Source organism: Desulfovibrio intestinalis (assembly GCF_014202345.1).
GTDB classification, from domain to species: Bacteria; Desulfobacterota; Desulfovibrionia; order Desulfovibrionales; family Desulfovibrionaceae; genus Desulfovibrio; species Desulfovibrio intestinalis.
This window is the reverse complement of sequence record NZ_JACHGO010000007.1, coordinates 164937-176790: the sequence shown is the minus strand read 5'-3', so window position 1 is coordinate 176790 and position 11854 is coordinate 164937. Positions and strand designations below refer to the sequence as shown.

Below are 11854 nucleotides of genomic sequence, written 5' to 3'. Positions count from 1 at the left end.
GGAACAGCACCATATGACCACGCTTTTGAGATCTGCGCCTGCCAAAAAGCCCCTGTGGCGCGAATATGGCGAAGCACTTTTTGTGGCCCTGCTGCTTGCTCTCGTAATTCGTACATTCGTAGTGCAAGCGTTCAAAATACCATCTGAATCCATGCTGCAAACCCTGCTTGTGGGCGATCACCTGCTTGCCAGCAAATTTGCCTACGGCGTCAAGATTCCCTTTACCAACCACTATGTTTACAAGGGGAGCGACCCGCAGCGCGGCGAAATCATCATTTTTGAATATCCCAATGACCCCAGCGTCGACTACATCAAGCGCATTGTGGGTGTTCCCGGCGATGTCATTGAAGTGCGCGGCAAGCAGCTTTTCCGCAATGGCGAAGCCGTCAAGGAAGGCTATATCCGCTTTACCCAGCCTGACCGCATAGAGCCAGTGCGCGACAACTTCGGCCCGGTAACGGTGCCCGAGGGCAAGTATTTCGTCATGGGCGACAACCGTGACAATTCTCTGGATTCGCGCTTCTGGGGCTTTGTGGACCGCAGCGCCATTCGTGCCAAGGCCTGGCGTATTTACTGGTCTTGGGGCGGGCTTGACAATATGCGTTGGGACCGCATGGGCAAAAAGGTGGAATAGCCGTTACGGCGGTTGATGCACTGCAAGGAGGCCCGGTGGTAGTCCGGCTGAACAGCGGCGGCGTGGAAGGCGTTGACGCCTATCCCGTGGAACTGGAAGTGGACTTTGTGCGTCAGGGCCTGCCGGGCTTCACTATGGTGGGGCTGGCTGAGACCGCGGTGCGCGAAGCCAAAGACCGCGTTTTTGCAGCGCTGCGGGCGGCCAACTTCAAGCTGCCGCCCGCGCGCGTTACTGTCAATCTTGCTCCGGCCTGGCGGCGCAAAAGCGGCGCCAGCTATGACCTGCCCCTTGCCGTGGGGTTGCTTGCCGCCTCTGGCGGCATTCCTGCCGAAGGTCTGCAACGGTTCTTCATGGCCGGAGAACTCTCGTTAAGCGGCGAACTGCGCCCGGTAAGCGGCATTCTGCCACTGGCCCTGCTGGCCCGCCAGCGTGGCGCGGCTGGCATTATCGTGCCGCCGGGCAACGGGGCCGAGGCCGCCGTTGTGCGCGGGCTTTCCGTGTATACTCCCCATAATATAGCGCAGTGCGCGGCCTTTCTGGCTGGCGCGGAACCCCTTGATCCCTTGCCGGAACCGGAAAATACCGAGGTGCCGCCGCCCGTTCACGGCCTGGATTTTGCCGAGGTCAAAGGGCAGGAGGCGGCCAAGCGCGCCCTTGAGATTGCCGCCGCGGGTGGTCACAATGTTCTGCTGCTTGGCCCGCCCGGCAGTGGCAAAACCATGCTGGCGCAGCGCTTGCCCACCATCCTGCCTCCGCTGGATTTTGAAGAATCCCTTGAAGTCACCAAGATTTACAGCGTGGCGGGTAAATTGCCCGACCATCAGGGGCTGGTGCGCCAGCGTCCGTTTCGCGCGCCGCACCACACCATTTCAGACGTGGCCCTGGTGGGCGGCGGCGCTTACCCGCGCCCTGGCGAAGTGAGCCTTTCCCATCGCGGCGTGCTTTTTCTGGATGAGCTGCCAGAATTTCAAAAGAGCGCTCTGGAATCACTGCGGCAGCCACTGGAAGGCGGCGTTGTGCACATTGCCAGATCCGCGCACAGCGTAATTTTTCCCGCTGCCTGCATGCTGGTAGCGGCCATGAATCCTTGCCCCTGCGGCTATCACGGCGACCCCACACATGAATGCAGTTGCCGCCCAGACCAGCGGGCCCGCTATCAGGCGCGCGTGTCTGGCCCTATGCTGGACCGCATCGACGTGCATGTGGAAGTTCCGGCGGTGCCCTATGCGGATTTGCGCCAAAGCCGCGCAGGAGAAAGTTCTGCCGCCATGCGTGAAAGGGTGCTTGCCGCCCGGGCGGTGCAGAGGCAGCGCTATGGGGATGACGGCCCGCGCTGCAATGCGGAGCTTTCCGGCGCGCTGCTGGACGTCCATTGTGAGCTTGACGCTGCCGGGCATGACTTGATGGAAGCGGCGGTAAACCGTCTTGCCCTGTCGGCCCGCGCCTGCGCACGAGTGTTGCGCATGGCCCGCACCATCGCTGATATGGAAGGTCTGGAACGCATTGACGCCGCCCATCTGGCCGAAGCTGTTTCCCTGCGGGTGCTGGACAGGGGATAGCTCTGCACCTGTGAATACTTTTCAGGTGCGTTGCCCCGGCAGAACTGCTGAATGCTTAAACGGAGAGATATCTCCGTATTTCAAAACTATTTTGAACAGATTGCATGCTGCAATGTTTCGCATTTAAAGCTGCTATTCTGCATCCACGGCACGATATGACGTGCTGCATCCGCGTGCATCTGGTGAGACATTTTTTGACTGCAATGAGAAACGGCCCTTTTCTTGAGGTTGAAGATCCTCCAGAAAGGGGCCGTTTTATTGGCCATAAAACAAAATTTTTGCAATGGGCGGGTGTCACAGACCACCGCATTTAAGGCACCAAAATGGTTAAAGGCATTAACTGGCGCGGTCAACCGTGCGCCGTGCGGCCTGATCAGAGTCGCGCTTCTGTTTGCCGCCAGCCTTGGCGGCTTCTTTCTTTTTGGGTTGCTGCTTGGCCTTGGCCGTCTGTTTGGACTTGTTGTTCTGCGCCTTTTTAGCCTTGGTGATCTTTTTGACAGGGGCGTCGTTGGCGCCGCCGTAGGTGAGTCTGGCTTCGCGGGCGGTCTTGTGCATGTCGGGCCTGTACTGCTCTGGGGGCAGGCAGTCCAGCGCAGCTACAACCGAGGCCGCGCGATTGTCGCAAACCTGAAACCCGGCATCCAGCAGGCGAAAGGCCTCAACACCGCGAGTGCGGGAGTCCGGCGCGCCCAGTATGACTGCCAGCAGGCGTTTGTCGCCGTGGCTGGCAGTAAAGATGAGGTTGTAGCCTGAAGCATTGACCCATCCGGTCTTGAGGCCATCCGCACCGGGGTATTGGCCGAGCAGGGGATTTTTGTTCCAGGTGACGCGGCCCTTGTGACTGATAGTGTGGGTATTGTGAAAGCGCAGGGCATCGGGATAGGTCTGCAAATACGCACGGGCCAGGGTAAGCATGTCGCGGGCGGTGGTATATTGCCCGGCGGCTGGCAGGCCGTGAGGATTGCGGAACTGGCTGTCGCGCATGCCCAGGGCTTGCGCCTTGGCGTTCATCATAGTCACGAAGGCCGGGGTGGACCCGCCCACAAATTCCGCAACCGCCGCACTGGCATCATTGCCGGAAGAAACGGCCATGCCCATGAGCAGTTGCTCAAGAGTCACATTGTCCTTTTCACTCAGCCCCATGCGCGAACCGCCTGTGCGCGCGGCCGCCCGGCTGACGGTCACGGGGCTGTCCAGACTGACGCTCCCCTGACGAATCTGGTCCATGGCCAGAAACATCGAAAGTACCTTTGTCAGCGAAGCCGGGGCAATATGCTTGTCGGCATTCTGCTCAAAAAGAATGGCATTGTGGTCCAGATCGTACAAAATGGCGGAACTGGTCTCGAGAGAGCCGTGCGGGGGAATCTCTGGAGCGCTACGGGCTACGCCGGGGTGCAGCAGAGCTGCGGCCAGAAGAATGAAAAAGAGTGGAAGGCTGGACGAAAGCGCGCTGTACTTCAGGCGACGGAAGAAGCAGGTCATGGGCAATCCTTGGGCTGTAGCGCATTGGCGGACATTCAGGTGAACGGAACAAGGCGAGATTGGCCCTGACCCCGTTGAATATTACGTGAAGAACATACCTGATGCCGGGGATATCTTACTCATTAACTGTTGAAAAGCATTTTTTCCGGCGCGGGGCGGCGAAGCGCAGGGGTGGCTTTGCGGGCGTGCTAGGGGATTGCCCGTTTTTCTATTTTGGCCCATCCAAAAGCCCGTTTTTTACGGACGCATGCAGATGGACCAGTTCTGGATTTTGTATAGATAATTACTAAACAGTGCCGCTCATGCTGATGTACTAAAGTTGACCCGGCATGGCAATAGTTTGTGCGGCATATGAATGCATTCACCCTCGCCACACAAAGCGCAGAAAACGCGCGGCCGCCGCACGCTTACCCGCCAAGGATAGCCCGGAATTTTCGTGGCGCTTATACCGGACTGTCAGTTTTTCAGCGCTGTTAATCTTTTTACGCTGTTACCTGCTCTCACATTGCGCGAAAGGGCAGGAGAGGCCAGCGCGCCGCAACACGGCGTGATTCTGCCCAAGGTTGTGTTTGGGGCAGAATGACAACGTTGCATGCATCATATTTCAAAATACTCTGCTCTGGACAGTGCCGTCACGAACGCCCTTCCGGCTATCTCTGCGTTGAACGTCCCTTGTGCTATGGGCGTGTATCATTAAAGCTTACGCAGGAAGGCGGTTCGGTTTTGCTGATATAGCAAGAAAATTCATTTCGTGATGGCACTGTCTGGGTGGCCTTATCCCTTTTCAAGCTCGGCCATCAGATTTTTAAGGGCCGTGGTCTGCTTGCCCAGGGCCTCAACCGCACGGGCGGCTTCCTGCATGGCGGCGGTTGTTTCTTCAGAAATTTGGCTGATGCCAGCAATGGAAACATTGACCTCTTCAGTTGCCGCAGACTGTTGCTCCGCTGCGGTAGCTATGGTGCGGATCTGGTCAGAGGACTGCATGACCAGGGCGGCAATGTGGCGCAGCATGCCCTCTGCCCCCTGCACATCATTCATGGCCCGCCCCAGCAATTCTTTGGTGCGGTCCATGCTGGTCAGCGTTCCCCCGGCTGCCTGCTGAATACCGGTAATGGATTGTCCCACTTCCTTGGTGGCGGCCATTGTGTTTTCCGCCAACTTGCGAACCTCGTCGGCCACCACGGCAAAACCGCGCCCGGCGTCGCCCGCGCGGGCAGCCTCAATGGCGGCATTGAGTGCCAGCAGGTTGGTCTGGTCAGCAATATCTTCAATGGTTTGGGCAATGGCTCCGATGGCGTGGGCCTTGCTGCTCAGATCATCCACAGCCCCATAGGCGAACTGGAAGTCTTTGTGAACAGTATCCATATCACGCAAAATGCTGGAAACCTGTTCCGCACCCTGTTCTGCGGCGGCGCGCGATTCTTCCGACAAATGCGCAGCGGTTCCGGTGTTGTTAGAAATTTCCAGCACTGCGGCGCTCAGCTCTTCCATTGCGGTGGCGGTTTCCATAGCGCGTTGGGATTGGGCTTCTGCTCCCTGTCTGGACACGCTTACCTTGTTTGAAAGTTCATCGGAAACCGTATCGACCACGGCCACCACTGAACGCAGGCTGCCTGCGGCCTGGCGCATGCCTTCGCTGCGGGCCTTTTGGGCCTGAATGGTGGCTTCTTCCGCCGCTTGCTGGGCTGATTCGGCATTTCGTGCGCTGATGCGTGCCTCTTCTGTGCGGTGGTCTGCCTCGCGCATTTTTTCCTTCATGCTGTCCAGCATGGCGGCCATCGCATTGCGCAACACGGCAAATTCGCTCTTGTAGTTGTTGGATACGGGGGTATCCAGTTTGCCGTCGGCCACAGAGCGCGAAAAGGCCGACAAGGACAAAATGGGCTTGATGATGATTTTGTTCAGCATAAGAAAGATAATGCAGAACAGAGCCAAAAGTGTTCCGGCGGCCATCAGCGTTGTGTTCTGGTTGGACTGGGCCAGGCTTCGGGCTTCGGCGTAAAGCTCCGCATCGGGCACAGCAATGCCAAGGCCCATACCCGTAGGAGACACGCTATAAAAAATAGTGGTTGGTTTGCCATCTACTGTTGTGGAAAATTGCGTCTGGCCTTCAGGTTTGACAGCATTCAGTATGGCAGCGGCATCCTTGAAGGGCAGTTTGTCCACGGGTTGCAGCAGCACGGCCTTGTCTGCGGGAAAAGCCGTAATAAGTTTGCTGCGCGTATCAACCGCAAAAGCGGATGATGAAGGCGTGATGTGAATACTGCCCACGACCTCGCGCAGGTATTCCATACTTACGCCAAGAGACGATATGCCGATGATGCGCCCGTCTTTTCCGTACATGATGCCGCTGACAGTGATAAGAAGCGTGTCGATGGAATCGTCCAGATACGGCGCTGACCAGTATACCGTTTGCGGAAGCCGTTGCTTCCTGTCCCAATGCTGGGGCAGGGCCTGCGTATACCACGGTTTGCTCACATAGTTATACTCTGGTGTGGCGTACTCCATACTCATCACAAGCTTGCCCTTGTCCCAACGGGCGTAGGGGCCGAAAAATTTGATATTGTCGGAGAAAAGATCCGGCTCATACCACAGGCCGCAGCCCACAGCCTTGGGGTAGCGTGCAAGGGTGCTCAAAAGATAGGCCTTGGCTTCTTCCTCAATATTCATGCCCGTATTCTGGTGCACCAGCAGCAGGTTTTCACCTGCGGTGGCTATTCCGGCTACCGTATCCTGGGTGACGGTCATATAGGTGTTAATTTTTTGCGTTTCAGCGTTGATACGCTGCTCCACAGTGGCTTTGGTCTGGGCAATGTAGCGGTCTTCCATAACATTCATATTGCGCAGCAGCAGGGCAAAGCCCCCAAAAGCAACAATTATCGTTGTTCCAATAAGTAGAAGCGTTTTGTAGCGGACTGAAATATTCATGGCCGGGGTGCTCTCCTTAAATATAGAATCTATATTGGCATACGTTGCGAGCTATTTTACGGATGTAATCTGGTGACTAGAGTAAATAGATAAAGCAGAAATATACCGCATTGAGAAGTGACAAAGCTGTCACGACAATGTTGTACAGGCTGCGACATGGCTGTCATGTTTATTTTAATATTTGCTAATACATGCTGGTATTATATAGGAGAGGATGTTTATTAACTGGTATAGCTTAGGGCACATGGTTCTGGTCATGTTTTGCTTTTTGCATCTGAAATACCCCCTGCGGTTCGGCTCAAAGCCCGTAAAATACATGCTTGAGAGGGCGTTATGCTGACGCTGAAAGCGAAAATGCGTGACAAAAATGTCATTGGAGAAGAAATAAAAAATCGGTCTTATGGAAAAAAAATCCAAAAGACCGATTTTTATCTTCGAAAAGGGAAAAGATTCTGCGATGGGACGGACAGGCAGATCAACTGCGAAACAGCGTTACACCTTGCAGATGCAAGCTTGGGCCTTCTGTTTCAGGTCAGGAGATTCTTTGTGACGCAGTAAAAGAAGAATGGAGATTTTAGACGGTAGGGGCAAAGGTGTGGGGTGGCCCTTTTGCAAAAGGGCCACCCCACAAAATTGTTTAAAGGCCGCGTATTCTAGTCGCCGCCGTCCATGCGGAAGTCCACACGGATTTTGAAAAGTTTGGTGGCGGGCAGGTTGAGAATGGGTATGCCTGACTGCGCGCTTATGCCGTCCAGAGTAGCCTGGGTTTCTTCAGCCGAGGGGCTGATAAGAGTAAACCAGATGTTGTAGTCGTGCTCGCGCAGATAGTTGTGAGTCACGCCGGGTTTGCTGTTCACTTCGGCCACAAAGCTTTCCATTTTATCTTGCGGCACCTTGGCGGCACACAGCGTGGACACGAAACCAAGTTTGGCCGACTGAAAATTTGCGCCAAGCCGACGGATAATCTTGCGGGCCTTGAGGCTGCGCACCCTGTCCAGGGCTTCCTGTTCTTCAATACCCAGGCGCTGCCCAAGTTCGGCGTAGGGCCGGGGGCACAGGGGAAAGCCCGTCTGGATGATATCAAGCAATTGTCTGTCCAGGCTGTCCATCTGGGCCGAATCCTGTCGGGTATCCACTGGCGTTGTGGTGTGGGCTTGCGTGGTCATGACGTTTCCTTATCTGAGCAGTTACGCTTTGAAATGGATTGGCGGCGCAGTGCCTTTGCTGCCGCACCTGGAGCAGATTAATTCTGAAATGTATTGCACTTCAAAATTGCCATTCTGCCGGAAAAAGCGATTTCCGGCAGAACCCATGCCGCGTTGCGGCGGCTGCGCTCTTGTGCCGCGCCAGAGCATTTAACCCTTATTAAAGCTAAAATGCTCTAGCTGGCAGATGCACTAGGGCGTTCAAACGCGGCCCCTGCATGGCGTCTGCGTCCAGCCAGCCTTGTGGCTTTGGTGGCGGGCAGGGCCGCTGCGGAGGCACTCACAGTTTCCTAAGCCTTGCCCTCTGCATTTCTTTTACGCGTTTTGGCGGGAATATAGGTACACAACGGCTCTTCACCCATATGATCGCCGTCCATGCTGTCGGCACGGGCACGGCAGCCGCCACAAACCTTGTGGTATTCGCACTCGCCGCACTTGCCAGTATAGCAGGACTGATCGCGGAACTGCAAAAAGTACTTGCTCTCACGCCATATCTGGGGAAAAGGCGTTTCGCGCACGTTGCCGCAGTTCAGCTCAAGATAGCCGCAGGGCTGCACCTGCCCCACATGACTGATAAAGCAAAAGCCTATGCCGCCCAGACAGCCGCGAGTGACGGCGTCCATACCGAAATTGTCGGGCGTGACGCTGATGCCTTCTTCCTTGGCCCGCTGGCGCATGATACGGTAGTAGTGCGGTGCGCAGGTAGCTTTGAGGTGCATCTTGGTGGTTTTGCGAAAGTCGTACAACCAGTGCAGCACTTCTTCGTATTCTTCAGCAGTGATGACCTGATCGGCAAGGCCTGCGGCGCGGCCCATAGGCACCAGCAGAAAAATGTGCCAGGCTGCCGCGCCGATGCGCTCGCACAGCTCGAATATTTTTTTGAAACTTGTGAGGTTGTTGCGTGTGACCGTGGTGTTGATCTGAAAGGGCACACCTGCGGCCTTGAGGTATTCAATACCGCGCATGGAGGCTTCAAAAGCGCCGGGCACACCGCGGAAGCTGTCGTGGCTGGCCGCGTCTGCACCGTCGATGGAGATGGAGCAGCGGTTGACGCCAGCTTCCTTGATCTTCTGCGCGGTTTCAGGCGTGATAAGGGTGCCGTTGGGCGAAAAGGCACAGGGCAGCCCCTTGCTGTGGGCATAGGCCACCAGCTCGTAGACGTCGGCCCGCATCATTGGGTCGCCGCCCGTAAAGATGATGATGGGATTGCCCACCTGCGGGAATGTGTCGATAAGGGCCTTGGCTTCTGCCGTGGAAAGCTCGCCGGGGTAGGGTTCCGGGTGAGCTTCGGCACGGCAGTGCTTACAGGCGAGGTTGCAGGAGCGCGTAACTTCCCAGGCAATGAGGCGGCAGGCCGGGCTGCCGTCTTCAAGAGTGCGCATGGGGGCGTTAATGCCAGCCTGTCCACCGGGGTGACCGCCCGGATGCCCTGCCGGGTGCTCAGAGGCCTGGCCGGGGTGGCCGCTGATGGGGTTGCCCGCGCTGCCAGGCATACCGCCGGGGTGCCCCCCGGCGTGGTGCGAATGGTTGCTCATTATTTTCAGCCTTACCTTGCCAGCTTTTGCGCCAGCAGGGTTTCGGTAAAGTAGGTGATGATGGTGTCTGCGCCAGCGCGCTTGAGTCCCATAAGGGATTCAAGCATGACCGCCTGCTCGTCCACCCATCCGTTGAGGCCTGCAGCGCGTATCATCGAATATTCGCCGCTGACCTGATAGGCGCACAGGGGCACATCCACATGGTCCCGCACAAGGCGGATAATGTCGGCAAACGGGCCAGCAGGTTTGACGATAAGGGCGTCTGCGCCTTCCTCAAGGTCAGCATAGGCTTCGAGCAGGGCTTCGCGGGCATTGCCGGGATCCATCTGGTACGACTTGCGGTCGCCGCAGGCCGGGGCGTTTTCTGCAGCTTCGCGAAATGGACCGTAATAGGCCGAAGCGTATTTGACAGAGTAGGACATAAGCGGAACCTGCGTCAGGCCGTTTTCGTCCAACGCCTGACGGATGGCAGCCACACGGCCGTCCATCATGTCCGAGGGGGCAACCATATCTGCGCCAGCTTCGGCGTGGCTTACCGCAGTTTTTGCCAGCAGGGGCAGGGTGGCGTCGTTGCGCACCACGCCTTCGGGCGAGAGTATGCCGCAGTGCCCGTGGCTCATGTATTCACACAGACATACGTCGGTCATGACAAACAGCTTGGGCCAGCGTTTTTTTAACAGGCGCACCGCCTGTTGCACGATGCCATTGGCGTCATATGCGCCCGAAGCCTTGTCGTCCTTATGTGCAGGGATGGCAAAGAGGATCACGGACTTCAGGCCCGTGTCCACGGCCTTTTCCACCTGTTTTTCCAACTGGCCGAGGCTCAGCTGGGCCTGCCCTGGCATAGAGCTGATTTCTTTGCGAAAACTCTGGTCTTCGGTTTCAACCACAAAGTAGGGCTGAATAAGATCTTCCACAAGCAAGGGCGCGGTTTCGCGCATTATGGTGCGAATTTCGGGGGTGGCACGTAAACGGCGGCCGCGATGGAATGATGTCATGGCTATTGTCCTTTGTGCTGGCCTTTATTGTGCCAGCCTGTAGGGATATGCTGCGGCGCGGCGTTGACGTGCGCGTCGTATTTTTTAGTAAAAGGCATGCGTGGCTACGCTGGCGGACAGACCGTTCACTATATAAGAGTAAGGGGCTTTGTGCGGGTTGTTCTGCCGCTGCCGCCGAGCCTGTACAGCACGTTTCAGCCTGTATGCGGACTGGATTTTTGTTGATAAAGAAACAGGCGGCGCGCCTGAACGGAGCGTAGGCGTCTACGTAACCGGGGCGCGCCGCGAAGTTCCATACGGTCAGCGGAATAAAGCCGCGTTATATTACTTGATGCCGATTTCTTCGTCGGTCAGGTAACAGGCCGGGTCCGGGGCCCAGATGTCGTCGTAATAGGCTTCGGCGCGGGCGCGGAAGTTGCCGCCACAGATGTTCAGGAACTGGCACTTGGCGCAGCGGCCCGTGACGTGGGCTTTTTTGTCTTTGAGCTTGTGCAGCAGTTCGATGGAGGGGTCGTCCCATATCTGCGAGAACGGACGCTCAAGCACGTTGCCGAGCACGTGGTTACGCCAGAACTGGTCTGCGTGAACCTTTCCGTCCCAGGAAATACAGCCTATGCCCCGGCCGGAGCTGTTGCCTTCATTGTACTGAAGCAGTTCAAAAACTTCTTCTGCACGCTTGGGATCTTCACGCTTGAGGCGCATCCACACATAGGGGCCGTCGGCGTGGTTATCAACCGTGAGAATTTCCTTACCCTTGCCAGCGTCGAACAGGGCACGGGTTTCATCCATGATGAGATCCAGCACCTGACGGGTTTCCGCGTGGTCCAGGTCTTCCTTGATAAGCTCTGAACCGCGGCCAGAGTAAACAAGGTGGTAAAAACAGGCGCGGGGGATTTCCATATCCTTGAGCAGGCGGAAAATGCCGGGAATTTCGCCAGCATTGCGCTTGTTGATGGTAAGACGCAACCCCACCTTGAGGCCCTCGGCCTGGCAGTTGGCAATGCCTTCCAGAGCCTTGCGGAAAGCTCCGGGCACAGCGCGGAATTTGTCGTGTATCTCTTCCATACCGTCAAGGGAAATGCCTACATACGAAAGACCCACGGCCTTGAGTTCGCGCGCTTTTTCCTTGGTGATGAGGGTGCCGTTGGTGGAAATGACCGCGCGCATGCCCCTGGAGGTGGCGTGACTGGCAAGTTCAACCAGGTCTTTGCGTACCAGCGGTTCGCCGCCGGAGAAAAGCATGACCGGAGCGCCGTAGGCGGCCAGATCATCGATCATGGCCTTGGCCTGTACGGTGCTGATGTCGTCTGAACCGTCAACTTCAACGGCGTGGGCATAGCAATGCACGCACTTGAGGTTGCAACGCTGGGTCATGTTCCAGACCACTACAGGCTTTTTATCCTTGGAAAACTGCAGCAGATGCGAAGGCAGTTTGCCGGATTCGCGGCCATAACGCAGCGCGTCCGAAGGCTCAACCTGACCGCAGTACAACTTGGAAATGCCAATCATTACA

General features: G+C 56.7%; 9 protein-coding genes. 3 read left to right on the top strand and 6 right to left on the bottom strand.

Annotated elements, in window-relative coordinates:
- The first annotated feature begins 13 nt into the window (after positions 1–13).
- Positions 14–634, top strand: a complete 621-nt coding sequence (gene lepB, locus HNQ38_RS11905; protein WP_183721213.1) for a signal peptidase I — start codon at positions 14–16, stop codon at positions 632–634.
- Positions 635–669: 35 nt separating this feature from the next.
- Positions 670–2193: a YifB family Mg chelatase-like AAA ATPase gene (locus tag HNQ38_RS11900; protein WP_183721210.1), complete on the top strand. Its 1524-nt coding sequence runs from the start codon at positions 670–672 to the stop codon at positions 2191–2193.
- A gap of 336 nt (positions 2194–2529) precedes the next feature.
- Here HNQ38_RS11900 and HNQ38_RS11895 read toward each other — a convergent pair whose 3' ends face one another.
- Entirely contained in the window at positions 2530–3675 is a 1146-nt protein-coding gene (locus HNQ38_RS11895) for a D-alanyl-D-alanine carboxypeptidase family protein (RefSeq protein WP_183721207.1), read from the bottom strand.
- 774 nt (positions 3676–4449) lie between these two features.
- The gene (locus HNQ38_RS11890; RefSeq protein WP_183721204.1) at positions 4450–6603 is read right to left on the bottom strand and encodes a methyl-accepting chemotaxis protein; all 2154 of its coding nucleotides are present in this window, start codon (positions 6601–6603) and stop codon (positions 4450–4452) included.
- A 333-nt stretch (positions 6604–6936) separates the two neighbouring features.
- Here HNQ38_RS11890 and HNQ38_RS11885 point away from each other — a divergent pair, with 333 nt between their 5' ends.
- Positions 6937–7161, top strand: coding sequence for a hypothetical protein (locus HNQ38_RS11885; RefSeq protein WP_183721201.1), 225 nt, complete (start codon positions 6937–6939; stop codon positions 7159–7161).
- 95 nt (positions 7162–7256) lie between these two features.
- Here the strand turns inward: HNQ38_RS11885 and ahbA are convergent, their stop codons facing one another.
- The 4 genes from ahbA to ahbC form a co-directional block, all read right to left on the bottom strand.
- Positions 7257–7712: a siroheme decarboxylase subunit alpha gene (gene ahbA / locus HNQ38_RS11880; RefSeq protein WP_183721329.1), complete on the bottom strand. Its 456-nt coding sequence runs from the start codon at positions 7710–7712 to the stop codon at positions 7257–7259.
- Positions 7713–8098: 386 nt separating this feature from the next.
- The gene (gene ahbD, locus HNQ38_RS11875; RefSeq protein WP_183721198.1) at positions 8099–9343 is read right to left on the bottom strand and encodes a heme b synthase; all 1245 of its coding nucleotides are present in this window, start codon (positions 9341–9343) and stop codon (positions 8099–8101) included.
- An 11-nt stretch (positions 9344–9354) separates the two neighbouring features.
- Positions 9355–10341, bottom strand: a complete 987-nt coding sequence (gene hemB / locus HNQ38_RS11870; RefSeq protein ID WP_183721196.1) for a porphobilinogen synthase — start codon at positions 10339–10341, stop codon at positions 9355–9357.
- Between the two features lie 324 nt (positions 10342–10665).
- Positions 10666–11850 carry a 12,18-didecarboxysiroheme deacetylase gene (ahbC, locus tag HNQ38_RS11865; RefSeq protein ID WP_183721193.1) on the bottom strand — a complete coding sequence of 395 codons (1185 nt, stop codon included), beginning with the start codon at positions 11848–11850 and terminating at the stop codon, positions 10666–10668.
- Positions 11851–11854: the final 4 nt, after the last annotated feature.

What these genes read in the sequence shown, in the direction of transcription:
- HNQ38_RS11895 (WP_183721207.1), bottom strand. Translation starts at nt 3,675, where the DNA reads ATGACCTGCTTCTTCCGTCGCCTGAAGTACAGCGCGCTTTCGTCCAGC.
- HNQ38_RS11885 (WP_183721201.1), top strand. Translation starts at nt 6,937, where the DNA reads ATGCTGACGCTGAAAGCGAAAATGCGTGACAAAAATGTCATTGGAGAA.
- ahbD (WP_183721198.1), bottom strand. Translation starts at nt 9,343, where the DNA reads ATGAGCAACCATTCGCACCACGCCGGGGGGCACCCCGGCGGTATGCCT.
- ahbC (WP_183721193.1), bottom strand. Translation starts at nt 11,850, where the DNA reads ATGATTGGCATTTCCAAGTTGTACTGCGGTCAGGTTGAGCCTTCGGAC.
- ahbA (WP_183721329.1), bottom strand. Translation starts at nt 7,712, where the DNA reads ATGGACAGCCTGGACAGACAATTGCTTGATATCATCCAGACGGGCTTT.
- lepB (WP_183721213.1), top strand. Translation starts at nt 14, where the DNA reads ATGACCACGCTTTTGAGATCTGCGCCTGCCAAAAAGCCCCTGTGGCGC.
- hemB (WP_183721196.1), bottom strand. Translation starts at nt 10,341, where the DNA reads ATGACATCATTCCATCGCGGCCGCCGTTTACGTGCCACCCCCGAAATT.
- HNQ38_RS11890 (WP_183721204.1), bottom strand. Translation starts at nt 6,603, where the DNA reads ATGAATATTTCAGTCCGCTACAAAACGCTTCTACTTATTGGAACAACG.